Source organism: Pseudomonas sp. NPDC089392 (assembly GCF_044749595.1).
In the GTDB taxonomy this organism is placed as follows: Bacteria; Pseudomonadota; Gammaproteobacteria; order Pseudomonadales; family Pseudomonadaceae; genus Aquipseudomonas.
Genome location: NZ_JBIVIF010000003.1, coordinates 242,232 through 268,440, shown reverse-complemented (window position 1 = coordinate 268,440; position 26,209 = coordinate 242,232). Strand labels below are relative to the sequence as shown.

The window sequence follows — 26,209 nt, the reverse complement described above, 5'->3', positions numbered from 1 at the left end:
CCTCGCCGTTGAAGTGAGGCAGACGATGAGCTGTGTCGTCGCCCTCGGCGTGGATCAACGCGAAGGTGCTGGGCTCGCATTTCCAAACAGTGGACGTCCGTGGATTTGATCACACTAGGCATCAAATCCACTGTGTTCCGGCGCTAGGTCGATGCGCCGGGGACGCGGCAACGTAGTTTGAGTTCTTCCAGGCAGGCGAGGGCAAGCGGCGAGGCGGTGCGCTGCTCGCCGGGCTGCCGGCGCTCGCGAGGTGGTTCAAGTTTCGACACCGCGGCCGGCGGGCGCCGAGGTGTGTGCTCTGGGGCAGTCGTATCGGTGCGTGCGGCCCACAGGTTGAATTCGCCTCGGCACGCCCGTTTGATCAACCCCATCAGATAGGCGACTGGTTTTCGGATCTCGCCACGGGCGCAGCGCACCGCCGCTTCGTTGATTACCGCTTGTTGCTGTTCTGGCTCGAGCGGGCGCATCGCCTGGGAGGCCATGCGCCGCTCGGCAGGGCTCAGTTTTAGATCCTCTGGCCAGCGCGCTCGTCCGAACTCCACTTGCGCCAGTACTGTACTTTTTTTGTTTTTGTCTTTCTGTACTGTACGGCCGTCGTCGGCATTCCGAACGGCAGCGGAAACTGGGGACTTGCCGCAGGATTCGGAATTCCTTGCCGCGGCCCTAAAATTCCCAACCGGATGGCATTCACCGCGTTCGGAATCAGCCGTCTGTTCCTCTATCAGCGGCAGCGAGTGCTGCTCCGCCACGGGCGGGGTCGTCGCAAGCATGGCCTTGTCAGCAGCGGCGACCTTGGGGTCAGCCTGGATATCTGCGATCACATGCTCGGCGACATCCCTGACACCCTTGGTGGCATGGGTGAGGTTCTGCAGCAGCAGTGACCGGTAGCCGCTGTCGAGCTCAAGCTGCTCGGCCGCCGTCAACGGATCTCCGTGCAGCACATAGACGCAGCCACGCAGACAGCCCTGGGCATCCCGCGAGCGCTCGACCAGGCTGAGCCAGCGGGTGGTGCGCAGGACATTGAGCGCCCGGGCGACCGTTTCACGGGAGGCCTGGGTACCGCAGGGGCTGGTGGCCAGGTAGGGCTGAAGGTCTTGATAGCGGGGTGTCTGCACCTTCCGCTCGGTAATCAGCCAGCGCAGGACCTGCCAGGTGTTGCGCTCCAGCGGCGTGAGGCGGCGGTCGAGCAACAGCTTCATCGGCAATGGATCGTTGTCGCCATAGTAGATCGTGCGGATCGGTGCCTCGGCAGCAGCGGACTCTTCCAGTTTGGCCTGGGCGGCCTGCCATTCCATCCGCCGCCGAAGTGCGTCGTAGCACTGACGCACCACGTCTTGCCAGTCGACCTCGTAAAAGCTCAGCATGGGGCACCTCCGTACAATTCGATCTGCTGCCAGATCAGCGTCAGGCTGATGTGCTGCTCTTCAGCGAGCATCATCATCGCGTCGAGGGGATCATTGTCCGGGTCTTCCTCACGCAACTGGCTCCAGCGGTTCCACACCGCATGCTCCTGCGCCTCGGTGAGTTGTACCGGTCGACCGCGGTGGGTTTCGATCTTCAGTACCCGGCGGCGCAGGGCGGTTTCCGAATGGTCCAGGCCGAAGCAGCGGTACATGATGCTGGAGCTGGCGCCGAGCTTCAGTGCCCGGTTGATCAACCGCTCGTTCAGTTCATCCCGCTCGGCCTGGGCGATCAGCCGTCGCAACACGGTGGTGTCGACCTTGATTTCTACCCAACTGATTGTCGAATGGGCCAACTGCGACAGCGTGGTCGGCGGCAGCGATTGCAGCACCTCGATGTCCTCATCTGCCAGTCCAAGCGCTTTGCAGCGTTGCAAGCGCCCGTGGCGCAGCTCATGCAGCACCTGATTCAACATGGCATGGTTCAACAGGTTGAAAGTCGTGGTCATGAGGTGGCTCCTCACGTTAACGAAGGGTCGACAGCGTGGTATCGATCAACTGCCGAGCATGGCGGATTAGGGCAAACAGCTGCTCAAGCTGTTCGTCTGGCAAGCGCTCGAGGCCAATGGTCAGGGCAGGTCGCTCGGCAAACGGCAAGTCGTACGCGCCAATCAACAATTGCCCAAACAGGGCGGCTGGCAACTGCTGGCGTTGCGCCCAGGCCACGTCGTCCTGCAGGCGCAACAGCGCCGAGAGCAGCAGTTGGACACCCGTGCGTCGAGGGGTGAGCTGGGCGTCCTGGTCCAGAGCGAGGATGAAACCGAGGCCCTCTGCTTGCCGAAGCACCAGGTCGTTGGCATCGGCGTAAACCGCCAGGTACTGCGCCAGCTGGGCACAGCGTTCCCGCAGGCCGTCGATGTCATCGGTAGCTCCAAGTCCGGAGTACGCCGGCCCCCTGGTCCTTCGGCCTGACTCATCGACCTCAGATGGCCCGGCCCCGGACGATTCGCTTCCAAGCGCTTCCAGAATATGCGGCAGCCGAGGTTCCGGGTTGGGACTGTCCTCAGGACTCGCAACGCCCAGGTTAACGTTCGGCGTATGAGGAATTCGCGCTGACTCGATGACTTGGTCCGCTGGAGGTGCTGCGCTAGGGGTTGCGTCTTGTTGCGATAGGTTTGGCGTTGGCGGTGCCGTATTCGTTAGCTCTCGCCTGTCCTGGTGAAAGTCCAGCGCAAGGACTCGCGGCGATTGGTTCAGGTACACAGCCATCTTGGCGATCAGCTCATCCTGTATATCGTTAGGATCCAGCTCGGGTTTCTCGTCATCGAAGGCGGACAGCACCTCCATCCAGAGCAGCGCGAACTGCTGGGGATCGCCGAAATGCTGATTCCAGGTCGACTCGGCTCGGCGTCGCAGGGTAATCACACGCTCGATGTTGGGTTTGCCGAGGCCTGCATAGAGCATTTGGGGGATGGAGGGCAGGAGAAACTCGAGCGCATCGAACATGCGGCTGATATGCGACTGAGAAATGGGGTAGCCACCCTTGCTCAAGCGGTTGGCGAGCTCACGCTGACTGAGGGACTCGCCAGGCTCTTCGAGCATGTCCAACAGCTTCGCGACCGCCAGCGCCCGTTCGATAAACGTCAATTGGCCATGCAGATCGCTTTCCGCCAGATGCCCAAGTAACACCAGGGACTCGGATTGCCAGGGGCGAAACAGACAATTGAGACGAAAGAAACGGTCCTCACGGGTTTCCTGCCACAATTCGCCGAGGATGCTCAGGCGAGTGTTGCCGCCATTGCGAATGATGAAATGCTGCTCGTTGGGCCGGCGTGTGATGGAGGGCGGATGGTCAAGGCCGCGTTCGCGAATGGAGGCTTTGAGCTCGTCGTACAGCGGGTTGCGCACCACGCGAGGATTCAGTTCGTAGGGTCGCAATTGCTCCAGCGTAACGACCATCGCCGTTTCACCGACCGGGTTGGCCGGCTGTTCTCGGCTCTTCTGCGGGAAGTGAGCCTGCTGCAATTGCCGGGTTACGTCTTCGGAGGTTGGCGGTTTCATCTCGCATCCTCCAATCAACGATGCCCAGCCAGTCGACTGCTGTTGGCATGTGCTAGCCGGCGGCCGCTCATGGTCGCCAGGCTGAGCTTGTCCGCCCACTCCGGAAACAACTCGATCGCCAAGCTGGTCATGACGGCCGCCGCGCAGCGGCTTCGGCTACCGGTTGGAGGGGTGGCTTCGACACGGTGCACCGGCAGTCCCAGTGACGCAGCGTTGAGGTAGGCCACGCGGTCCGGGATGACCGTGTCGCAGACGCTGACATGCGTATCACCTTCAAAGGTGGTTTGCAGGCTCTGCATTATCAAGCGAGTGTCGCGGCGGTTGGCATTGACCTGGTTAAGCAGCAGCTTCACTGACGGTAGAGCCACACCCAAAAACCTATAGGGCTCCAGCTCTTCGAACAGGCCTAGGGTGCCACGACGAAGTTCGCGCGCGGCGAGCATTTCCGGGGGGAGAGGACACAAGGCGCAATCGGAAGCCAGCACGGCCATCTCCACCACCACACTGCGGGCACCTTGGGTATCCACAATCATCACATCGAACTGATCAGCGAACGCCGGCAACAAATTCCGCAGGCGCAGACGGCCATCGGCGGCATGCAGCAACAAGGTACTCAAGTGCCCCGCCCGATCGTTGGAAACGATCAGCGAAAGGCGCGGTATGATCGTACCCGTGATGACCTGCTCTGCATCAGTGAGCCCTTCGGTTATCAGCTCGTAGCACCCGACCTCACGCTGCGCACTGAGAGCGTAATAGCTGGACAGCGTCGGCTGACTGTCCAGGTCCAACATCAGCACCCGAAGTCCCGCATCGGCGAGTAGACCGCTGAGGTTGGCGGCCACCGTGGTCTTGCCAGCGCCGCCCTTGGTTGAGATCAATGAGAAGACTTTCATGATCTCACTCCTCGGTGGAGAGACGGTCTTGCACCCACTGCTCGACCTCGAGCGAATCCCAACCGACAGCGCGCGTGCCGATACGCCGGCACTGGGGAAACTGGCCAGCCTTCATCAAGTTGTAGATGTGTGAGCGTTTGAAACCGGTTTTCTGTTCAACCTCATCTCGGCGCATGATGTGACGGTCGGCTGAAGCGAAACTAGGGGCGGTCGGGTGCATGATGTCACTCCTTAGCACCGAATGGCGCGTGGTGGGATGTGACATTCAGTCAACAACTGGAATCGCTGAAAGTCATTGCCAGGCAATCAATCGGATTGCCTGGCAATCGCGGCTTGCGCCTATTCTGCTTGGGCCAAACGGCGCCGGGCTTCTGCAAATTTCCGATCAAGGGTGCGTTTGCTCAACCCTGGAACATCCGGGAACAGCGTGGTGATGGCATCAACGATTGCTGCCTGATTCTTGAAGATAGATCGAGGTTGCCCATTCTCCGTCTTGCCCAGTATCAGAGCGAGCAGGGCACCGACGATCACGTACAGCAGAAGAGCGGAATTTTCAGATGGAACTCCGGCCTTTGGCTTGGATTTTGGGGACTCGGTTGGATCGTCGAGCTCGGGTGATTCAGGGTCGCAGAGCGCCGAATAGGTGCGATGTAGGTTCTCGAGCTCTCGCAGTAGAACATCTCGATCCGCTTGAAGTGCGAGATGCACGCCCAGGCTTACGCAAAGGGAATGATCACTCTCTCGGGAAAACAGAAACGCAGGCTTCTCGTGCGGATAGGTGCGGGCGAACCAACCACACAGGTCTGGGTGGCGAATGGACCAGTAAGCGCGTTGCACGGGGTCCGTTAGACCAATCGGTCCCCCCAAATAGGTTGCCGGCAATTCACCGAAGATTATGGCGTCGCAGATACGCTCGGCGTAGAGGTGTAGCGTAGGCCATTGGGGAAAATGCTTGAGCAACCCGCCTGGATCCGACAACTCGGCTTGCAAAATTTCGGCTTCGTGATCGGCTAGATCGCTCCAGAGAATTGCCGCATCAATAGGGTGGTAAGAGCTTCTAAATGAGACCATGGGACAGCCTCCTGCTGAAATCTTCCTTTCGCTACGTGGGCTGGTGCCGTTTCTGTGTAGCGAGTCAGATCCTTTTTTTCGGATCCACTCAGGGTGACAATTCTTCGATCCGTTCGTTCGTGACTTTAGCTGTGAGCGCGACAGATTTTGACGCGAGCTCGCACGCTGGTGCGATCTTCAGCTGTGAAGGAAAGGGGGCATTAAAAATCTGACAGGCCGTCACGATCCTTGGCTGTCGAGTCAGATTTTGCTGAGGTGTGGGTGGCGACTCAAGTCTATATGTTGGCGCTCTGCGGTTCTTAGAAAGGTGCTCGTTTGGGTTGGGCATGCGGCCACAAGGTGGCCACCAAAAACAGTGGGCTTGCCGCCGCTATGCTAATTGCCAAGGGTGCTACAAGTGGGGTTGGGCGACGGCGGTAACAGCCCTTGAGTGCATGCGCCGTTTGAGGCAGATAGCCAGTGCAGCGATCATCACTGGGATGGTCAGCAGAGTGAAGATGTCGGCAATCGATAAACCCCACGTCGTGATGATCGCCCCGGAGCCTGCCCCGAGAATTGCCCCTACTCGACCGATGCCGAAGACCCAGCTGACACCCGTCGCCCGTATAGGTGTTGGGTAGTGAGCCGCGCCCAGCGCAAAGCAGCCTGCGTTTGCGGACATCAGTACGTAGCCCAGCAGGAAGACAAGCGTCCCGACCATGGCAAATGAGCTACTGAAGAAAGCGATCATCAAGGTGAACACGGCGCAGCCAGCGAACATGATGCTCACGATCTTGTCTGGCTGGAACCGATCCATTTTCAGCCCAACCGTGAAGTTACCGATGGCGCCGCCGACTTGCAGGATTATCCCTAATGTCACTGCTTGTGAGTAAGACATACCAGCCGCGCTTGCCGTGAGCGGGAGCCAATTACTCAGGAAGTAGAGGTGGAAAAAGCCCATGAACATCGCAAGCCAGATGGTCAGGGTGCCCATTCTGTAATTGCGATTCAACAATGCTACTGGCCCACGTATCGTGTCTTCGCTGGCCACTTGCTCACTGTTGATGAACTTTGTTGAGCCACTGGCACTGCCCGGCATGAGTTCGTTGGCTGCTGTCACGAGACGCTCATGAGGTTGATCACGCTGGAGGCGGAATCGTAGTGACTCTGGGAGCCATATGATGAGTGCAAGGACTAACAAAAGGGGTAATACACCGCCAGTCACGAACACGGCACGCCAGCTATAGAGCTGTATCAGATGTTCGCTGACCAGCCCGCAAAGGGCACCACCCATGCCAAACCCGCACCACGCCGACGTTACCAGGAGCGAGCGCCGGCGTAGTGGGGCGCACTCAGCCAGCAGAGTGGTGATATTCGGCATGGTCGCGCCTAGCCCAACACCGGTGAGAAAGCGCGCGGCGGTGAGGGTGTGGAGGCCGCTCATAAACGCACAGGTAAGGCAAAATACGCCCACCGCAGACACAGCTGCGATGATGACCCAGCGCCTGCCGAATCGATCAGCCAGGGGGCCAGCGAGCAGAGAGCCGATAGATAGCCCAACGATGCCGCTCATCATCAAGGGCCCCAGGTCGCCTCGGCTTATGCCCCAGTCTTGAAGTAGAGCAGGGGCGATGAAGCCCATCATCATGGTGTCGAAACCATCCAGCATCAGAATCAGAAGGCCGAGGATGATCACGGTTTTCTGTTGCCTTCCAATTGGACGGTTGTCCAGGAAGGTATGCACGTCTAGCACGTTATTATTCATCTTGTTGTACTCGTACGGCTTGTAAACGGGAAGTGGGGCTTTCGCCCCACTGCTATTTGGCCATGGCACGTAAATCGGCGGTGGCGATCTTATCGACTCGGCCTGAATCGGGGTCCACGACTGCCCGATAGTTTTCCCGCGCAAAGGCCGCGGTCATCTTGTGGTTCCAGACGTCCTGCTCGATGTCCTCCAGCGGTCGGTCGAGAGGGTTACCGAAACCGCCGCCGCCAGGTTGGGTGTGCGAAACCACGTCATTCCGCGCAATGGTGATACCCACCTTGCTCGGCAGGAACCGAGTCTCGCTGCCGTGTTGCAATGCATTGATCGCCGGGCTTGCAGGTAGGCCACCTTGCAGGCCGTAGGGGCGGAATTTCATACGGTCGGCACGCAGTTGCAGCAGGACGTCGTCAGCCAGCACACGGTAGCTGCGCAACACGCCCAGGCCGCCGCGGTAACGACCGGCGCCAAAACTGTCGGCCACCAGCTCATAGGCTTCAACACGCACTGGATGCTGTGCTTCCAGAGTTTCGACCGGGGTGTTCGAGAGGTTTTGCGAAGCGTTGGTGATTGCTTCCACACCATCGGCATGTGGTCGCGCGCCCCAAGCACCGCAGACCATGTCGACGATGATGTAGCCCTCGCCATTGTCTTTCTTGCCGGACAGGCACACGACGGTATTGCCGCCTTCACCAGCTGCGGGAATGCGATCGGGGACAACCTGCGCCAACGCGCCCAGCATGGCGTCGAAAACCCGATAGCCAGTGAGTGCACGAGCAGCCACCGCGGCAGGTTCCAGTGGATTCAGAACGGTTCCTTCCGGGACATGCACATCGACGCAGCGGAACAGTCCTTCGTTGTTCGGTACGTCACCTTTGAGCGCGCAGCGCACACTCAGGTAAGTACAGGACTTGGTGTAGGACAGCGTCGAGTTGATCGCGGCGCGTACCTGCGGGGAACTGCCGGTGTAATCCACGCTGACCCGGTCCTCATGGACGGTGACTGCCACACGCACGGGAATCGGATCTTCGGACAGACCATCGTCATCGATGAAGTCCTCGAAGACGAAGGTGCCTTTAGGCCAATTACGGATTTCTTCTCGCGTCAGGCGCTCGGCGTAGTCGAGCAGTTCAGCGAAGTAGCGGCGACTGTCGTCACGGCCGTAGCGATCGAGCAGGCGCGTCAGTTCGCGACTGCCTACTTGGCAAGCGGCGTATTGCGCACGGAGGTCGCCCAGCACTCGGTCAGGCACGCGGACGTTTTGCGCGATGATGCGCTCCATGATGTCGTTGATCTTTCCGGCTTCGTACAGCTTCACCACCGGAATGCGCAGACCTTCCTGGTAGATCTCGGTAGAGTCGCTGGCGTTGGACCCCGGGACGCGTCCGCCGACGTCGGTGTGGTGGCAGATGACCACGCTGTAGCCTTCGATCTCGCCTTCATAGAAGAAAGGCGCAAACATGAAGATATCTGGTAGGTGCATGCCGCCCTGGTACGGGTCGTTGACGATCACTGCATCCCCAGGTTGCAGGCTATCGCCATAGCGAAGTTTAACCTGCGCCATTGCCTCGGGAATGGCACCCAGGTGGAGTGCAATGGTTTTGGCCTGAGCGATCATCTGCCCATGGCGGTCACAGATGGCCGCCGAGTAATCCATGACGTCCTTGACGATTTCCGAGCGAGCGGTGCGCAGCACGGTGTAGGCCACTTCATCGACGATCGAGTCCATGGCGTTCTTTACGACAGCAAAGGTGATTGGATCGATGGCCTGGCTCATGCGCGGATCTCCTGGATGTTGATGGTGATATTCCCGATGCTGTCTGCATGGGCGCTACAGCCTGGCGGCACAACGATGGTAGTGTCGTAGGACTCGATGATCAGAGGACCCTGTACCGGCTTCAAACCGATGCTCGCTCTTGGCACCACTGGGGTGGATTGCAGCGGAGCGTCAGGATCGAAGCTGACCAGGCGCTCACCTTCGGACCCTTGCAAGGCAGTTGAGTCGACTTTGCAATCTGCAAACTCCAGTCGGTGAGCACTGCGGCCCCGTGCGCTGACGCGCAGGTTTACCAGCTCCAGCGGTTCGTCGCTCGCATATCCGAACGTTTGCAGATACTGGGCGTTGAAGTCTTTGCCCAGTTGGTCGAGGACTTGCTGATCGATCTGGGCACTGCTCAGCGGGACTGTCAGTTCCGAGCTTTGTCCCAGGTAACGGACGTCTGCCGAGTAGACGACTTGAGCGGCGTCAGCTGCGTAGCCTTCGCTCGCGAGTACGGTGAAGCCTTGGTCGCCGAGGGCAATCGCCTCAGTCGACAACGTACACAACTCGCATTGTGCGAACGGACGGAGGATGGCTTTCACGAAGTTGTGCTCAGCGTCAGCTGTGAGCATGCCGGCAGAGCAGAACACTCCTGCCATGATTGGCGCTACGACGCGGCGGATACCCAGCAGGCGAGCCACAGCAACTGCGTGAAGGGGGCCGCCGCCGCCGAATGCCATCATCGACATTTCACGGGGATCCAGGCCTCGCTCGACAGTCACGGCACGGATCGCGCGGGCCATGTTCACGTTTGCCAAATGGCGGATGCCATGGGCAGCCTTGAGCAGGTCGAGTTGCAGTGGTTGGCCGATGTATTGTTCGATCGCTTTGGCCGAGCGTTCTGGGAACACCGGCAGACTACCGCCCGCCAGAGCGGTTGGGTTCAGATAGCCCAGTACCATGTTTGCATCGGTGACCGTCGGCTGATCGTTGCCCTTGTTATAGCAGGCTGGGCCTGGATAGGCGCCCGCGGATTCAGGACCAACGCAGAGCAACCCACCGGCATCAATCCAGGCGATCGAGCCGCCACCCGCGCCGACCTCGGCGATATCGATCGCAGGGACCTTGAGTACATAACCGCCACCCTTAACGAAGCGGCTTGGAGCACTGATACCGTCGCGGAACTCATACTCGTTGGTCAGCGAAGGCTGACCGTCGACAACGAGGGCCGCTTTTGCGGTAGTACCGCCCATGTCGAAGATGATCTGGTTGCTGTCGCCTGCCAGCGCACCGATTCGTGCTGCGCCGGTTACGCCGCCCGCGGGACCGGAGGCTACCGCAAAGACCGGTTTTTCACTTGCGGATGCAATGCCCATCATGCCGCCGTTGGAGGCCATTACCTGCAACGAGGCGCGAACACCCATCGCTTCGAGGTCCTGCCGCAGACGAGCCAGGTAGGTTCGCATGGCAGGAAGGATATAGGCGTTCACCACTGTCGTACTGGTGCGCTCGTACTCCTTGATTTCTGGCAGTACCTCAAACGACGCGCTGACCAATACCTGAGGGAAATGTTGCTGGAGAAGCTGCTTGGCACGGCGTTCGTGGGCTGGGTTGATGTAGCTATTGATGAACGCGATCGCGATCGCAGTCACGCCTTCGTCGATCAACGACTTTGCTTCACGAAGCAGTTGGTCTTCGTCCAGGGGAGTTACGACGTCGCCAGTCGCGCTCATGCGCTCCTGGATACCCCGCCTCCAGCGGCGAGTAGCCAGGGGTTCAGGTTTGCTCCAGGAAAGGTCAAACATGGTGGGAGTGCGGATGCGACCAATTTCGAGCACATCTCGGAACCCTGCGGTGGTCAGGACGCCAGTCTTGGCACCGACTTTTTGCAGGATGGTGTTGGAGGCAGTGGTCGTGCCGTGCACGATTTCGGTGATATCGCCTGGCTCGACCCCTGCTTGCTGAAGCAGGGTGCTCAAACCTTGCACGATGGCTTCCCCAAGGTTTTCGGGAGTTGTCGAGGTTTTGTTGACGAACAGGCGGCCATCCGGCATCGCAAGCACGACGTCTGTGAACGTGCCTCCGATGTCGCATCCTACCCGTACGCCCCTGCTGATTTTTGTTGTTGATGCAGTGCTCATGATCGCTCCACTGGCTTGTTGATCATCGGTGCTAATTAACTGGACGTTCAGTTAGTAAGTGGTAAGCTAGAATCAAATTTGGCCCGTGTCAAATGGGTATGCAGGAAGAATGTTTCGCGGCGGAGCCGCTGATACACTCGCCAGGAATGGCTACATAGAGGATTGCCGCAGCATGAAAGATGACGCTCAGACGGTTGCTAAGCCGCGAACTCGCAATGCCGCTTTAACGAAAGAAAATATCTTGAAGGTGGCTACCCGCGAGTTTGCGGAGCGGGGGTACGATGGGGCGAGCATCGAGGCAATCGTGCTGACCTGCAAAATCAGCAAAAACCTGATCTATCACTATTTCGACAGCAAGGAGGGCTTGTTCATCGAGGTGATGGAGCGGGCCTACGGTGCCATGCGGGGTAGGCAAAATGAGCTGTCTCTGTCGGGCGATCCGGTGCGCGACATGCGTGAATTGGTGGAGAAAACGGTCCAACATTTCATTGATCAGCCTGATTTTCACCTGCTGCTGTCGACGGAGAATCTGCACAAGGCCGCTCACATCCGGAAGTCGACTGTGATTTCCCAGATGTTCAACCCACTGCGGGCTGCGCTCTCGCAAATATTGGAGCAGGGCAAGGAGCAGGGCGTGTTTCGCCAGGACGCGGAGTGGGTGGATCTGTACGTTTCAATCTCTGGTTTGGGCGCCTATTTCATCACCAACCGTTACACGCTTTCTTACGTGCTCGGCGTCGATCTGAACTCCCCTGAGCGTAAAGCTTCTCGCCTGAAGCATGCCTCGGATGTGGTCATGAGCTACCTCTGCGACTTAGGCCACACTTAACCGATATTGTAGGCGCTGGCTTTAAGTGAGCTCCCTTGATCTGCTAGCCGAAGGGTGGGGCGGCTGGGAAGTTCGAGTCCCTACGCTTGCGCCACTAATTTTCATCAAAGCCCTGATTTTTCGGGGCTTTTTTGTGGGTGCGCCAGGCATGGCGCGTTGCGCGTAGCGCAACCTACTTGTCTGTGGTGGCCAAAGCGGGTGAATTGGAGGTGAAGTCCTCTACACAGCCGGCAAAAGGAAGTGTTAGCCGGAGGCAAGGGTTGTCGTGGGTGACGGCGAATCTGACGCAAGCCTGACTCCTACCCATTGGGTGTGGAGACCAACATGTCTGGGATGATGCTTCCTGAAGGCCTCAATACCCTGTTGTATTACACCCACTACGAAGCCACACACGTCAAAGCCAACGACGGTCGTGGCAATCCCGATATTGCTCGATATCGCCTTAAGCCAGATGTCGTGTCCCTGCGCCTGAGCTATGTATGGCCCGGGGTGAAATGGTTAGGGCGCAAACGTCGAAACCAGAGTGGCGCTCGCTGTACCAACTATCGATTTGACCTTGGAAGTTGCGCGCCCAGCGCCCTTAGCCCCATTGGACAAAGGCGGCACGTCTACAAACCTGGGCGACCTCAGCTTCGCTCCAGTCCTGTTTGGTTGGCATGCCCAAACCTTGCACCAAACAGCAGGCATCGAAACATTCTTGCCCACCGGCGACTACGAAAGGACGAGCCGGTGAATACGGGGCGCAACTACTATCAGTTTGCACCTTTCTATGCATTCACTTGGCTACCGTCGGAGAAGTGGGAAGCCAGCGCGAAACTGCGCTACGGCATCAATACTCGGAATGAACAAACGGACTACCGCTCTGGGGATGAGCTGACATTGGAGTTCAGCGGAGGGTATCGCTTCAGCCAGGCGTTCAGTGCGGGCATTAACGGCTATCTGTACCGACAGACTACTGACGACAAGCTCAATGGTGATGTAGTCAATGGCAACGGTAATCGCGGCTCGGTCAACGCGCTCGGGCCGTATGCGATGTACCGTTTTACCAAGGATTTCGCCGTAGTGGCCAAGCTGCAGGAAGAGTTCGGAGCAAAGAACAAGGCTGAAGGTGCACGCATCTGGCTGCAAGCTCGACTGCCATTCTGGGCCGTGATCGCTCTACACCACAGCGGCCAAGTCGAAAACACGACAAGGGGGGCGGGCGTTAGGTGATCTGGGACGGCTCTCAATGCCCTCCTAGGATGTGTAGCGTCAGCCGTCTCCCAATGTCGCCCTTCAGGTACGAATGGCGGCGCTTCTTATGCGCTGGTTCACGAAGAGCAGCCAGATGATTGCCAGCGCGGCACTGCCCAGCCAAGGCAGCAACATGGCATTGAGCGTTTGCCAGCCCAAGATATTAAGCAGGCCTCCAGCGCCGAACGAGCAGGACAGCCCGACTGCAAATATCACCATGTCATTGGTGGCCTGAGCCCGGCTTTTTTCCTCTGGTGTGTACGTAGTAGTCAGCAACGTTGTCCCTCCGATGAACAGGAAGTTCCAGCCCACGCCCAGCAGCACGAGCGCAAGGGCGAAGGATGAAAACCCGATCCCGCTGAAGGTGGTCACAACATGCAGCGTCAACAGCGCTACGCCCAGCAGCATGACCCACAGCGCCCCGATGCGAGAAATGATTGCTCCGGTGAAGAACGAGGGAAGGAACATGCCCAGGACATGCAACTGGATCACAGTCGCTGCCGTGGTGAGCGAATGGTTGTGATGAATCATGGCTAATGGGGTAGCTGTCATTGCCAGAATCATGATGCCGTAGCCGGTCAAGGCTCCGAAAAGCGCGACCAGGTAAGTGGGTTGGGTCACTATCGTGATCCAGGCTCTGCCTTTGCCGGTTATGCCCGATGTCGCTGGTGTCCGCGGCATTTTCAACAGTGACAGCACGCACAAACCCAACGCTGACACCACCGAAAGCAGCACGAACGATCCCATGTACAGAGGCCCGAGAAGATCCCCGCCATAGCGCGCCAACGTCGGGCCCAAGAGGGCCGCGACGATCCCGCCTGCCAGGACTAGCGAAATCGCCTTCGGACGGAACGCATCATCGGCGATCTCGCTTGCAGCGAAACGATAGAACTGCGCGAAGGCCTGATAAGTACCGGCGAAAAAGGTGCCCAAAGCCAGCAAAGGCAGAGAGGCAAACCAGATACCGGATGCGGCGACCAGACCTGCCAGCACTCCTAAAAACGCACCTAGCATGAAACCTGGGCGTCGTCCGAACCTAGCCATGAACGCGGACGCTGGAAACATTGCGACGGCAGTTCCCAGAAACATGGTCGCGATGGGCAAGGTGGCCAGATCCGCGCGAGACGTTAGCTGCGCCCCGGCTAACCCTCCGACTGTCATAACCAACACTGACACTGTCTGGAACAGCGCCTGTGCGCTTGCCAGTACCGCGACCTGACGATGCATCGATGCCCTTTTCATGTCTGCCCAACGCCCTTGGATGGCTCAAAAAATCAGGGTGGCAGTATGAAAATCATGGGTTTATTATTCAAACGAATAATCTCGTATCTTTGCCTCAAAAAAATTAATGGACAGAATCCCAATTGATGTACGGCATTTGCAAACCCTGATCGCGCTTCGGGACAGTGGCAGCGTTTCGCGCGCTGCAACCTGGATGCGACTGACGCAAGGCGCGCTGTCTCATCACATCAAGTCGCTTGAGGACTTCTGCGGCCTGCCACTGTTTGTACGCAAATCCTCGCCGGTGGTGTTCACACCAGCGGGGAAGCGGCTTCTAGAAGCTGCTGACAAGATCGTACCGGTGCTTAATCAGACCACTCGCGATCTGTTGCAAATGGCCAAAGGTGCCAGTGGAACGATGCGTATCGCCATTGAGTGCCACACCTGCTTTGACTGGCTGATGCCAGCTGTCGATGCGTTTCGTGCGCGTTGGCCTGAAGTTGAGATCGATCTGGTCTCTGGTTATCACGATGATCCCATCGGCCTTCTTCACCAGGGGCGTGCAGATCTGGCATTGGTGTCATGCTCCGACAGGGATGAGCCTGGCGTCGATTTTCATGGCTTGTTTCGGTATCCCCTCGTCGCACTGGTGGCGAATGATCATGATTTGGCGCAGAAAGAGTTTTTGGTCGCCGAAGATTTTGAAGAGCAGACCTTGGTGACCTATCCCATTGAGGAAGAGTCGCTGGACATCGTCAAAGCCGTTCTTCGTCCAGCCGGCATCAAGGTCAAACGCAGAACCACCGAACTGACCGTGGCCATCCTCATGCTGGTTGCAGCGAATCGAGGTCTCGCAGTATTACCTCGGTGGGCAGTACAGACGTATCTCCAGCGCCAGTATGTCTCCGCCAGGCCCATCACCAGTAAAGGGCTGATTTCCGATATTTGGGCAGCGACCCTGCCAGCAGAGAGCGCCAAACCATACGTGGTGGAGTTTCTATCCTTACTCAGAGAAACCACGGCAGCAGCGATTACAGATGTGGAGCTGATTGGCTAGGAGGCGTAGTGCATCTCCATCCTCGTCATGAGACCGAGAAAGAAACCATAACTAACAAAAAAATTGGGTACAGGTGTATTCCGACAAAGCTTCATCGCAAGTGAGCGGGTAGCAGAAACACGCGAATACAGAAAATGTTTGGTCACGCCGGACTGGCAATTGCTCGTTCGACCTTGGCCCATTAGGTCGGACAAACTGGCGCGAGACTTCAACCGCTAGTCGATGCCCTGCATGAAGCGGTGCTGAACCAGGGCGTGATTCACGCCGACGAAAAACCGGTTCAAACGCTTGCGCCAGGCGAGAAAAAAAACCACCGGGCCTACGTCTTGCGCGAGCGACGTCCTATGCGGATGCGGCTATATCCAGAACGATCAGATCTCGGTAACCGTCGGCCAAGAGGTCATCAACCAATATTGGGACATCCCGCCAAGCACCGGGTGCAGTGTAGGCATGGGCATCAACTTGCAGAGTGGCACGCCATTAGGGATCTGGCGCGAGTACTGCATATCGCCGCTGACCGAAAACTGAGTCAGTTTTCAATCAGCGCCGACAGTCTGAGGCCTCCGCGCTCCGCTTAATGCAATCCTTGAGCGTTCGCCCACGAGGTAGCGTCTCTCAGCGTGTGCTCGAAAGCGCTAAGGATCTGATCAATATCTGCTTGCGTGCTGATAAGGGGAGGGCAGAATGCAATCGTGTCACCGATTGCCCGAATGATGAGACCGTAGTCGTGAGCACGCCGGAAGATGTATGCACCCAGTTCTCCAGCACGGTCGAACTGCTTCTTCGATACCTTGTCAGCTACAAGCTCAACACCAGCGACGAGCCCTGCGCCTCGTACATCACCAACAAGGGGGTGATCAGAGAGGTGGCGAAGCTCTGCTTGGAGCTTGCTGCCGACAACGCGTGCATTTTCGACTAGCCCCCTTTCTTCGATAATTTTTATATTTTCCAGCGCGACTGCTGTTGCTACAGGATGGCCCGTAGTTGTGAAACCGTGCACAAAGCTGCCCAAGCGTGCGCTTTGATTCACCAGAACTTCGTTAATTTCACTCGAAACCAGGATTGCTGCTAGCGGCTGATAGGAAGAGGTCAACTGCTTGGACAGGACCATTATATCCGGTTGGATGCCGTAGTAATCTGCGCCGAACATGACGCCAAGGCGTCCAAAGCCAGTAATAATCTCATCGGCAATAACCAGAACGTCGTATCGCTTGCAAACCCTTTGGATTTCCTGCCAGTACCCCTCGGGTGCGGGAATGACACCGCCAGCCGCGATGAGCGGCTCACCAATAAATGCCGCTATGGTGTCGGCGCCTTCCGAAAGGATCAACTCTTCCAACTCCAATGCAAGGCGACGAGAAAAGTCAGCTTCTGTCTCGCCTGGGTGCGCGTGTCGGTAATAGTAGGGGCATGTGATATGGCGCACTGGTATCGCTGGCAGATCAAAGTCTTGGTGAATGGAGGGAATGCCAGTGAGGCTGCCCGACGCGATCGTTGCACCGTGATAGCCCTGCTTGCGAGCGATGATCTTCTTTTTAGCGGACCTGCCGAGTGCGTTATTTACATACCAGACGATTTTGATAGCGGCGTCGTTTGCCTCAGAGCCGGAATTGGTAAAGTGCACATGATTCAGGTTGTCTGGTGTCAGACCGACCAATCTTGAAGCAAGCTCGATGGATGGGGAGTGGGCCTTGTGGCTGAAGCTGTGGTAGTAGGGCAGCTTCTGGAACTGCCTGGTGGCAGCGTCCACTAGCCGCTGTTCGCTAAAGCCTAGGCCAACACTCCAGAGTCCCGACATTGCTTCGATATACGCTCGTCCGGCGCTATCGACCACTCGAATTCCGTTTCCTCGCTCGATGATAAGCGGTCCACTTTCCTGGTGCTGTGCGAGGTTGGTGTAGGGGTGGATTTGATTTGCCACATCTCGATGGGCCAATGAATCAAAGTCACTCATTGCTCATTTCCTGTGCTAGCCAGCGGGGCTGCAACGGACGAGTACGTTCACCGGCGGTTCGTCAAACGGTTGCCCGCGTTTCACGGACAGGACTAGGGTTCACAGTCGGTTGGTCAGCTGATTCTAGTCGGCTCTATGTCGACAGGACAAGGTTTTTTGACGTTAAGCTGGGTGGAAAACGACGCTTTTATCTTCTTGTCGACTCCCTGTGCTCTAGCTGTCGACACAGGTTTGGGCCTTGGGTACCATAAATTGATAGACAACAAGAAGCAGGAAGGCCTAACCGTGTCTGATGAGATCGAAGCAAAGCGCGTCCGGGGCACCGGATGGAAAAGCGTGTATGACACGCTGCGCGCAGAGATCCTTTGTACTGCCCTCCAACCTGGGCAGCTTCTAGATGAGTCCACGCTGGCAGAGCGATTCGGTATGTCGCGGTCGCCCGTACGTGAGGCACTCATTCGATTGGCGGGAGAGGATCTGGTCGTTGCCCTTTCAAATCGGAGCACTATCGTGGCTCCGATTGAGGTATCGGCATTCCCTAAATATGTCGAGGCTTTGGATATTGCTCAGAGAATGAACAGTCGCCTCGCAGCGGCACTCAGAACAGAGGCTGATCTCAAGACGATTGCCAAGCGACAAAAAGATTTTGAGGCAGCAGTCCGGACGGGCTCTCACTTGCGGATGTCGGAGGCGAACAAGCAATTCCACATGGCAATCGCAGCAGCGGGTAAGAATCCTTACTTAAGTTCCTTCTACGAGCGCTTGCTTAACCAAGGCCAGCGTATGCTGCACCTTCACTTCGAATACATTGAGCGGACGCACGATGGGTATCTGCTCACCGATGAGCATTCCTACATGCTCGAAGCTATCAGGGACCGGGACGTTCAGCGAGCAGATGATTTGGCGCATGCGCATACGCGCCAGTTTCAAGCCAATTTCATCAATTTCCTTAAAGAAAATTACACGACAGATGTGTCGTTGATGCCGATGTCGATGGCGGAGTGATCAGGATGGTATACGGCTTTGTTGGAACTGGGACCATCACCGAAGCCATGATCGATGGGATGATGACATCTGAGCTTTGTTCGGCACAGGTTGTCGTGTCACCGCGGAACGAGGTGGTGTCATCCCGCTTAGCGGGTCGTTATGAGAATGTCACTGTTGCAAAAAGCAACCAGGCTGTTGTTGATGCCTGTGATGTATTGGTGCTCGCGGTTCGTTGGCAAGTTGCCGAGCAAGTCCTGACGGCCCTGGAAATACCCAGTGATATGAAAATCATCAGCGTAATCGCGGCTACAGATCATCAGTCGCTGTCGAGCTGGACGGGAGTCAGCGCTACTCAGATCACTCGCGCAATTCCGCTTCCATTCGTAGCCGATAGAGAGGGCGCCACGGCTATTTATCCGCCTGATGCTGCTACATCCGAACTCTTCGGTGCCTTGGGTACTGCTGTGTGTTGCGAAAGCAAGAAGGAATTTGACCTTCTCGCCGCCGCAAGCTCTTTGATGGGTACTTATTTCGGCATCCTTGATCACGTTAATGGCTGGATGGTGGGGAAGGGTATGGCTGCTTTTAAGGCGCAGAGCTACATCAAGCCGCTGCTTGCGAGCTTAGCCAATCACGCACTGAAGTCAGAAGAGTCAGATTTCTCTGAGTTGAGGAAGGAGTTTTCCACTCCCGGAGGCTTGAACCAGCAGGTGTTTTCGGAGTTTAACGACCAGGGGGGGAATCGGATTCTGCTTTCGGCTCTCGATCAGGTATTGGCCAAGATCCAATCCTAGCCTTTCGCTGATTTAGCGCATGAAAAAGCCCCTGCTGCACTATGCAGCAGGGGCTTTTTTAGAGGTTCACTTAGCGAGTGCAGCGGCTACAGATTCACCGATGACTTTCAGGCCTTGCTCCAGCTGATCGGTCGGTGTATTGATTGGCGGCATCAGTTTGATGACTTCGCCGTTCGGCCCACAGCGTTCTACCAGTACGCCGGCCTGGAGGGCTCGTTGTTGAGCATCCTTCGCCAAGGCGGCGTTACCGCGACCGAAATCAACGCCAGCAATCATCCCGCGGCAGCGACCGGCAGCGATACCAGGAATTTCTGCGAAGCCAGCAACTGCTCGCTCCATGGCGGCGATATTGTTGCTGAGCAGTTTTAGGAACTCCTCATTGCGCCAGTAGCTCAAGGCGATCTGAGCGGTCAGGAATGCCAGCTGATTACCGCGGAAGGTGCCGGTGTGATCACCAGGTTGCCACACATCCAGTTGTGAGCGAATCAGTACGATTGCCATGGGCAGACCGAAACCACTGATCGACTTCGCGCAAGTTACCAAGTCTGGTTGGATGCCGGAGCGCTCAAAACCGAAGAAATCACCAGCACGGCCACAGCCAGCTTGAATTTCATCACAGATCAGAATGACACCATTGTCCTGAGTCCATTTGCGCAGTTGCTGGAGCCAATCGTTCGAAGCTGCGTACACGCCTGCTTGAATCTGTACAGACTCGACAATAACGGCTGCAGGCAGCTCAGACCCGCTACCTTGGTCGCGCGCCAAGCGGTCGAGGAAAGCGATGCCGTCGAATTCACCGTATGGGCCGTCTTCATATGGGATAAAAATGACATCGGACGACAGGCCTGCTACGCGCCGAGTACGGCTACCACTTACAGCAAGCGCCCCAGCAGTCATCCCGTGATAGGCCCCGTAGAACGAAACGATTTTTGAGCGGCCAGTGGCTTTACGGGCGAGCTTCAATGCGGCTTCAACTGCATCGGCACCAGTAGGGCCGGTGAATTGAACTTTGTAATCCCAACCGCGAGGTTCGAAGAGGTCGCGTTTGATCGACTCCAGGAAATGGCGCTTCATGCTGGTATGCAAGTCTAGGCCGTGAGTAACCCCGTTGGCCGAGAGATACTCGACGAGAGCATCGCGCATGCGAGGGTCGTTATGACCGTAATTCAGCGCACCAGCGCCGGCGAAGAAGTCTAGGTACTCGCGGCCATCTTCAGCGTGAATTTTGCTCCCAACGGCGGTATCGAAAACCAGCGGAACGTCGCGGCAGTACATCCGAACATTCGATTCGAGCTGCTCAAAAGTCTCGGTATTTTTCATACATCAAACCTCTTGTAGTTATCGCGCAGAGCCCCTCTGAGTGTTCACCTTCGGGATTTACGGCGTTTTGTATCGCGCTATTTGAAGCAGCGTCAAGGCCTTTTGTCGTCGCCGTGTCGACAAGAATTAAGTGCCACCACCTTTTCGCAAGTTGCATTAAAAATCGCTGTTTTGTGCAACTAAAACGAGAAAAATTCCCGATGTGTAGGCCGCTCACCAGTCTAGCCTCGTGGGTATGGCAAAACTCAAACCTAGGCCGTAACCCCTGAATTAAAGGGTTTTGAGTCTTATCCGGGATTGTGAGGGCCTGGAAGGAAACCTGTCCTCACGTCTGGTTGACGCTGTCGACTCGCTGACGACATAATCAGTTCAGGTCGACACGCAGCCGACAGGATGATCTGGCAACGAGCCTGCTTATCAGGACCGGAATGCAGCATCAGGTGAGGCTTGGGTCCAGGATGTCCATTAGAAACATCCAGGCGAGCGGCGATGGTGATTCGATACTGAAAGCCGTCTGACGTCAGCGGGTGATCCGAGTCGGCTAGTGCGGCAGGGCCAATAATAATTAGCGGGGAACTCTCGTGGCGTCCATCGTTGTTGTAGGTGCCGGGATCATCGGTACCACTCTTGCCTATCAACTCCAGCGTCGCGGAAAGCGAGTGATTCTGGTGGATAAGGCTGAACCAGGTAGAGGCGCCTCCTACGGGAATATGGCGAGTATTGCGGTAACCGAGTTCATGCCTGCTTCTAGACCAGGTGTATGGGCTCAGATGCCAAAGTGGCTTTTGGATCCTGAAGGCCCTATCGCAATCCGGCCAAGCTACATGCTCAAGCTGATGCCGTGGTTCCTCCGTTTTCTGGCTGCAAGCAGGCCTGCCAAAGTCCGTGAGCTTGAGGCTGCTGGTGCCGTGTTGTGCTCGCGCGTTCATGAGGATCTGGCCGCCTTGCTGAAGGAAACCGGCCTTGAACATATGCTCAGCAGCGAAGGGTGTCTCAGCCTTTATAAAGATGACTCGGAGTTTCGGGCGGATCGAGAACACATCGAAGTGCTCGAACGATTTGGTTTTCGTCACGAGATCCTTGATCGGGAAGCGATCCAGGAGCTTGAGCCCGCATTGAGCACTGAGATTGGTAAAGCGGTGCTGTTCCCCGAAAACCGCTCCATCGCCGATCCTTATAGCCTGGTAGTCAAACTCACGGAGAAATTTCAATCTTTGGGTGGAGAGCTCATCCGTGGTGAGGTTGTCGGTTTTGATCAGCCGAACGGTTATGTTGCCGCTGTTCGCTTGAAAGACGGTCGGGTGTTGGATGCCGATGAGGTGGTCCTGGCAGCTGGTGCATTCACCGCGAAATTGTCTTCAATGATAGGGGAGCCCATCCCGCTAGAGACCGAACGTGGGTATCACACACAGGTCATGGCTCCAGGCATCTCAATGAAGCACTCGATCATCTGGCCCGCCAAGGCCTTTATGGTCACTCCTACAGCGGGTGGCATCCGTATCGGCGGAACAGTGGAAATGGCGGGATTGGATGCACCACCTAACTATCGCCGGGCGCAAATCCTTGTGAAGCGGGCAAGAGAAGCTTTGCCTAGCTTGCAAGTAGAAGCTACGTCGGAATGGATGGGACATCGCCCTGCGATGCCAGACACGGTCCCTGTAATGGGACGGTCGGCCACCCGCCGCAATGTTTGGTATGCATGCGGCCACGGCCACCTCGGACTGACATATGCCGCTACGACGGGCCGCCTCCTCGCTGACCAGATCACCGGACAGAACCCACCTATCGATATGACGCCTTATCGTGTCAACCGGTTTTGAAGTTCGGCACCTTAGGAAAAGTGTGTCGAACGTGGACGAAGGTGGCTGGCTGGCTGCCGTACCGCATTTGATTGGAGAAACTAATGGCTAAAACACTTGAAGGGCAAACTGTTCTGGTTACCGGCGCCTCAGGCGGGATTGGAGCAGCCATCGTCACGCAGTTGGCAGCTGAGGGCGCACGGGTAGGTATTCACTACGGCCGAGACAAAGCCGCAGCAGACCGTCTGCTCGACCAAATTGGTGGTAATGGCTTTACGGTCCAAGGCGATCTCTCTACCCCCAATGGACCTTTTGAGCTTTGGGAGAAAGCGTTGGGAGCGGCTGGAACCATCCATGCTCTGATCAATAATGCTGGGATCAGAACCGAGATCTCCATTGAGGCCTCACCAGAGGAGTGGTCTGATGCTTGGCAGAAAGAATTTCAGGTCAATTTCTTCGCGGCCGCAGCACTGAGTAAGGAAGCAATACGACATTTCAAAAAAAATGGGGGGGGGCGGATCGTCAACATGGCCAGCCGGGCCGGCCAGCGTGGCTACGCTGCGGACGCTCTTCCCTATGGTGCTACCAAAGCAGCTCTGGTCAACCTCACAAAATCCATTGCTCGGTCGTTCGGCCCGGACGGAGTTGTCGCGGTAGCAATCGCTCCAGGCTGGGTTCGTACCGATATGGCTGAAAGCTTCATTGCTGTGCACGGTAAACAAGCTGCCGTGGCTGATATTCCGATTGGAGAGATGGCTGAACCCTCAGAAGTGGCTGAGCTGGTTGCATTCATACTTCGTAAGTCGCAGTCCTCGCTGAACGGTGCGACGTTGGACGTGAACGGCGGCAGTTACATTCGATAGCATCGTGGGCCCGCGCGGAATGGCGCGGGCTTTCTACATAGCACTAAATTAGGAGATAGGTAATCGTCCACGGACGGGTTCAAAAACAAGCGTTAATGTGGTTGGAGTTTCTCATGCGCACTACAAAAAAAGTAATAGCGCCGAGTATGCAGGTGAGCCCGAACCACGGCTCCGAAGCTTCGTTGCTTCAGTCTTCCAGATGGGTAAATCCTTCTAAGCTGCCAATATGGTTTCCGCTAATTTATGGGACGCCACGAGTTAATGCGCATGACGACCCACCGAGGTTTTTGTGTGGGTGACATGGTTCGACGCTGTAAAACTTAAACCTTGGCAAATTAGGTGGATCTTCTCATGAAAATAAAAACCTCCCTTGCTGCAATTTTGATCGCAGTTACGCTTTCTTCTGGGGCGAACGCCGGAGCGGTTTACGATCGCGTTAAACAGACAGGCGTTTTGGTCGCAGCCGCAGATACCTCTACCCCTCCGTCCTCCTACCTTGATGAAAACAACGAGCTTATCGGCTTCGATATCGATGTAGGAAATGAGGTGGCCAAGCGCTTAGGCGCCAAGCTAAAGATTGTCACTCCCTCGTGGGATGTGATCACTGCGGGACGCTGGAATGGTCGCTGGGATATCTCCATTGCGTCTATGACCGTTACGGCCGAGCGGCAGAAAGTGCTCGATTTTCCGACTATCTATGTAGCACCCCCTGCCGCACTTGCTGTCCACAAGGACAATACGACCATTACCAAGGTCGAAGATGCCAGCGGCAAGCGCATCGGCGTCCAGGGCGCTTCAACCTACGAGCGTTATCTGGCTGGTAACCTGGACATTGGGCTGCCAAACGCCGCCCCTATCGTTTATCGCATCAAAGACGCAGATGTCGTTTCGTACGACACAGAGGGGTTGTCCCTAGATGATCTCCGTCTGGGTGATGGAAAGCGTCTGGATGCTGTCGTGGCCACTCAGCAGGCGATTGATGCCGCCGTCCGGAGCGGATACCCAATCAAGCGAATCGGGGAGTCGCTTTTCACCGAGCCACTGGCGGTAGCGATCGATAAAGGTGACCCCGAGTTCCATGCGGCAGTTAAGCAGGCGATGGAGTCCATGCTCGCAGACGGCACGATGAAGCGGCTGTCCGAGAAGTGGTTCAAGGATGACTTCGCAACCGAAGCAGCAAAATACAATTAATTGCTTAGCTAAAGTATTTGCTAGTTGGTTAGAGGGTTTCCGAGATGGCTGAAACAATTCTGGGTTCTGTCGATCGTCCACCTGTGCCGAAATTACCTGCGGTATCTCTTTTCAAACTGCTTCCAGGTGCGGCATTACTCTTCGCAAGTTTACTAGTATTTTTCTCACGAAACTCGATGCCTGAGGCTGTAGTGGAGTATCAAGGCTACATTACAGTCGCATCCATTGTAGGCGCGCTCCTGGGGAATGCACTGATATTGCGCACACTGCCGTTTACGATGGCAGTAGTCATTGTGTGGGTAGAGCTGTTGGGTGGGTTTTTCCTCTTTTGTACCCTGTTCGATCTTCAGTTTGATTATATCTATCAAAAGTTTGGGGCTCTTATAGGATATGACCTTAAAGGTGGATTTGTTCAAGGTACGCTTTTAACGTTGTTCATTTGCGCCGTGTCGATCAGTCTGGCGGTAGCTCTAGCACTGGTTGCCGCTCTGGCTAAACTGTTTGGCGGGGGGGCACTGTACGGATTGACGACGTTTTACATATCATTTTTCCGTGGGACACCGCTCCTTTTACAAGTTCTGATCATTTACTTGGGGCTACCGCAGATTGGTTGGACGATTTCAGCTATTCCAGCCGGTATCATGGCGCTTGCGCTCAATTATGGTGCCTATATGGCGGAGATTTTTCGGTCTGGTATCCAGGCGATTAATCGTGGGCAATGGGAAGCTTCAGATGCGTTGGGACTCAGTCGTCGTCACTGCCTGGTTAATGTCATCTTGCCGCAGTCGATGAGGCTAATAGTTCCTGCAACCGGCAACCAATTCATCATGATGCTGAAGGATAGTTCCTTGATTTCCATCATGGGCGTTTGGGAGCTTATGTACGTCTCTCGTGCAATTGGGCGTGCTGATTTCAAATACATGGAAATGCTGATCGCTGCTGCGATAATTTACTGGATTCTCTCCGCGGTTTTGGAAGTTGTACAGCATAAGCTCGAACGTCATTACTCGCGAGGTACACGTCGATGAACGCAGTTGCAGCGGTTAGCGAAAAGGTATTGGGCACCCAGCCGAGTGTTGTATTTGATGGCGTCTCGAAGTGGTACGGAAACTTCCGTTGCCTTAATAATATCAATCTGTCTGTGAAAGCAGGCGAGAAGATCGTGCTTTGCGGGCCGTCAGGTTCAGGTAAGTCAACGCTGATCCGGTGTGCTAACGGTATTGAACAGCATCAGTTGGGCCGGATTCTGGTCGATGGTTTGGAGCTAAGCGATGATCGTTCCAAATTGCAGGAGGCACGCCGTGATGTGGGTATGGTTTTTCAGCATTTTAACCTTTTCCCCCATCTTACGGTGTTAGAGAACTGCATGCTTGCACCGATGAAGGTGCGCGGCATGAGCAAGGCTGATGCCGAAGCGGTGGCAATGCAGTTACTGACACGGGTGAGATTGCCCACGCATGCCCATAAATATCCGGATCAAATCTCAGGTGGTCAACAACAGAGGGTTGCGATCGCGCGCGCTTTAGCGATGCAACCTCGGATTATGCTGTTCGATGAGCCCACTGCTGCGCTTGACCCTGAAATGGTAAGTGAGGTTCTGGATGTCATGACCGAGCTCGCCTCTGAGGGTATTACTATGCTTTGTGTCACGCACGAAATCGGCTTTGCGAAAGCGGTAGCGGACCGGGTCGTGTTCATGGATCAAGGGCAAATTTTAGAACAAGGGGCGCCAGATCAGTTTTTCGCCAGTCCTGTTAATGATCGAGCAAGAGCATTCTTATCAAAAATTTTGCCTCACTGAGTGTTTCCCCTGATTTTGTTAAAGCGTGACGGGTGCTTAAGTGACCATTGCCCCATTTTGCCGAGGTCGGTGGTCATTTTGCATTTTAGGTCAA

Annotated in this window: 21 protein-coding genes and 2 pseudogenes; 11 read left to right on the top strand and 12 right to left on the bottom strand. The window is 56.2% G+C overall.

Going from position 1 to position 26,209, the window contains the following annotated elements:
* Window positions 1-143: 143 nt before the first annotated feature.
* The 9 genes from ACIP1G_RS04830 to ACIP1G_RS04790 all read right to left on the bottom strand — a co-directional run bounded on the left by ACIP1G_RS04830 (window position 144) and on the right by ACIP1G_RS04790 (window position 11,066).
* Window positions 144-1,364, bottom strand: coding sequence for an STY4528 family pathogenicity island replication protein (locus tag ACIP1G_RS04830; protein WP_400734345.1), 1,221 nt, complete (start codon window positions 1,362-1,364; stop codon window positions 144-146).
* Window positions 1,358-1,909, bottom strand: a complete 552-nt coding sequence (locus ACIP1G_RS04825) for a DUF2857 domain-containing protein (protein WP_201173481.1) — start codon at window positions 1,907-1,909, stop codon at window positions 1,358-1,360. Before ACIP1G_RS04825 ends, ACIP1G_RS04830 begins: the two co-directional genes overlap by 7 nt.
* A 16-nt stretch (window positions 1,910-1,925) precedes the next feature.
* The gene (locus ACIP1G_RS04820) at window positions 1,926-3,461 is read right to left on the bottom strand and encodes a ParB family protein (protein WP_400734343.1); all 1,536 of its coding nucleotides are present in this window, start codon (window positions 3,459-3,461) and stop codon (window positions 1,926-1,928) included.
* Window positions 3,462-3,475: 14 nt separating this feature from the next.
* Window positions 3,476-4,354, bottom strand: coding sequence for a ParA family protein (locus tag ACIP1G_RS04815; RefSeq protein WP_400734341.1), 879 nt, complete (start codon window positions 4,352-4,354; stop codon window positions 3,476-3,478).
* Between the two features lie 4 nt (window positions 4,355-4,358).
* Window positions 4,359-4,574 (bottom strand): AlpA family transcriptional regulator, encoded by a 216-nt coding sequence (locus ACIP1G_RS04810; RefSeq protein WP_400734339.1) that lies wholly within the window; start codon window positions 4,572-4,574, stop codon window positions 4,359-4,361.
* A 119-nt stretch (window positions 4,575-4,693) separates the two neighbouring features.
* On the bottom strand, window positions 4,694-5,425 hold the full coding sequence (locus ACIP1G_RS04805; RefSeq protein WP_400734337.1) for a hypothetical protein: 732 nt from the start codon (window positions 5,423-5,425) through the stop codon (window positions 4,694-4,696).
* A gap of 391 nt (window positions 5,426-5,816) precedes the next feature.
* Window positions 5,817-7,169 carry an MFS transporter gene (locus tag ACIP1G_RS04800; RefSeq protein ID WP_400734335.1) on the bottom strand — a complete coding sequence of 451 codons (1,353 nt, stop codon included), beginning with the start codon at window positions 7,167-7,169 and terminating at the stop codon, window positions 5,817-5,819.
* A 52-nt stretch (window positions 7,170-7,221) separates the two neighbouring features.
* Entirely contained in the window at window positions 7,222-8,943 is a 1,722-nt protein-coding gene (locus ACIP1G_RS04795; protein ID WP_400734333.1) for a hydantoinase B/oxoprolinase family protein, read from the bottom strand.
* Window positions 8,940-11,066 (bottom strand): hydantoinase/oxoprolinase family protein, encoded by a 2,127-nt coding sequence (locus ACIP1G_RS04790; protein ID WP_400734331.1) that lies wholly within the window; start codon window positions 11,064-11,066, stop codon window positions 8,940-8,942. The genes ACIP1G_RS04795 and ACIP1G_RS04790 overlap by 4 nt, the downstream gene beginning before the upstream one ends.
* A 172-nt stretch (window positions 11,067-11,238) precedes the next feature.
* Between ACIP1G_RS04790 and ACIP1G_RS04785 the strand changes: the two genes are divergently transcribed.
* Together ACIP1G_RS04785 and ACIP1G_RS04780 are read left to right on the top strand one after the other, a co-directional pair.
* Window positions 11,239-11,895 (top strand): TetR/AcrR family transcriptional regulator, encoded by a 657-nt coding sequence (locus ACIP1G_RS04785; protein ID WP_400734329.1) that lies wholly within the window; start codon window positions 11,239-11,241, stop codon window positions 11,893-11,895.
* Between the two features lie 523 nt (window positions 11,896-12,418).
* A pseudogene (locus ACIP1G_RS04780) lies at window positions 12,419-13,107 on the top strand (transporter).
* 63 nt (window positions 13,108-13,170) lie between these two features.
* Here ACIP1G_RS04780 and ACIP1G_RS04775 read toward each other — a convergent pair.
* The gene (locus tag ACIP1G_RS04775) at window positions 13,171-14,355 is read right to left on the bottom strand and encodes an MFS transporter (RefSeq protein WP_400734327.1); all 1,185 of its coding nucleotides are present in this window, start codon (window positions 14,353-14,355) and stop codon (window positions 13,171-13,173) included.
* A 151-nt stretch (window positions 14,356-14,506) separates the two neighbouring features.
* Between ACIP1G_RS04775 and ACIP1G_RS04770 the strand changes: the two genes are divergently transcribed.
* Complete coding sequence (locus ACIP1G_RS04770; protein ID WP_400734325.1) at window positions 14,507-15,406, top strand: LysR substrate-binding domain-containing protein; 900 nt, start codon at window positions 14,507-14,509, stop codon at window positions 15,404-15,406.
* Between the two features lie 122 nt (window positions 15,407-15,528).
* Window positions 15,529-15,732, top strand: a pseudogene (locus ACIP1G_RS04765) (transposase); the annotation flags it as partial.
* 248 nt (window positions 15,733-15,980) lie between these two features.
* Here ACIP1G_RS04765 and ACIP1G_RS04760 read toward each other — a convergent pair.
* A complete protein-coding gene (locus ACIP1G_RS04760; protein WP_400734323.1) occupies window positions 15,981-17,360 on the bottom strand; it encodes an aspartate aminotransferase family protein in 1,380 nt (459 codons plus the stop codon).
* 285 nt (window positions 17,361-17,645) lie between these two features.
* Between ACIP1G_RS04760 and ACIP1G_RS04755 the strand changes: the two genes are divergently transcribed.
* Both ACIP1G_RS04755 and ACIP1G_RS04750 read left to right on the top strand, forming a co-directional pair.
* Entirely contained in the window at window positions 17,646-18,365 is a 720-nt protein-coding gene (locus ACIP1G_RS04755; RefSeq protein WP_400734321.1) for a GntR family transcriptional regulator, read from the top strand.
* 5 nt (window positions 18,366-18,370) lie between these two features.
* The gene (locus tag ACIP1G_RS04750; RefSeq protein ID WP_400734319.1) at window positions 18,371-19,141 is read left to right on the top strand and encodes a pyrroline-5-carboxylate reductase; all 771 of its coding nucleotides are present in this window, start codon (window positions 18,371-18,373) and stop codon (window positions 19,139-19,141) included.
* Between the two features lie 66 nt (window positions 19,142-19,207).
* Here ACIP1G_RS04750 and ACIP1G_RS04745 read toward each other — a convergent pair whose 3' ends face one another.
* On the bottom strand, window positions 19,208-20,461 hold the full coding sequence (locus tag ACIP1G_RS04745) for a diaminobutyrate--2-oxoglutarate transaminase (RefSeq protein WP_400734318.1): 1,254 nt from the start codon (window positions 20,459-20,461) through the stop codon (window positions 19,208-19,210).
* Between the two features lie 581 nt (window positions 20,462-21,042).
* On the opposite strand from ACIP1G_RS04745, the gene ACIP1G_RS04740 reads away from it, so the two are divergent.
* The 5 genes from ACIP1G_RS04740 to ACIP1G_RS04720 all read left to right on the top strand — a co-directional run bounded on the left by ACIP1G_RS04740 (window position 21,043) and on the right by ACIP1G_RS04720 (window position 26,115).
* Complete coding sequence (locus ACIP1G_RS04740; protein WP_400734316.1) at window positions 21,043-22,281, top strand: NAD(P)/FAD-dependent oxidoreductase; 1,239 nt, start codon at window positions 21,043-21,045, stop codon at window positions 22,279-22,281.
* 83 nt (window positions 22,282-22,364) lie between these two features.
* Complete coding sequence (locus tag ACIP1G_RS04735) at window positions 22,365-23,123, top strand: SDR family NAD(P)-dependent oxidoreductase (protein WP_400734314.1); 759 nt, start codon at window positions 22,365-22,367, stop codon at window positions 23,121-23,123.
* 351 nt (window positions 23,124-23,474) lie between these two features.
* A complete protein-coding gene (locus ACIP1G_RS04730) occupies window positions 23,475-24,314 on the top strand; it encodes a transporter substrate-binding domain-containing protein (protein WP_400734312.1) in 840 nt (279 codons plus the stop codon).
* Window positions 24,315-24,358: 44 nt separating this feature from the next.
* Window positions 24,359-25,342, top strand: coding sequence for an amino acid ABC transporter permease (locus ACIP1G_RS04725; RefSeq protein ID WP_400734310.1), 984 nt, complete (start codon window positions 24,359-24,361; stop codon window positions 25,340-25,342).
* Window positions 25,339-26,115 (top strand): amino acid ABC transporter ATP-binding protein, encoded by a 777-nt coding sequence (locus ACIP1G_RS04720; RefSeq protein WP_400734308.1) that lies wholly within the window; start codon window positions 25,339-25,341, stop codon window positions 26,113-26,115. The genes ACIP1G_RS04725 and ACIP1G_RS04720 overlap by 4 nt, the downstream gene beginning before the upstream one ends.
* Window positions 26,116-26,209: the final 94 nt, after the last annotated feature.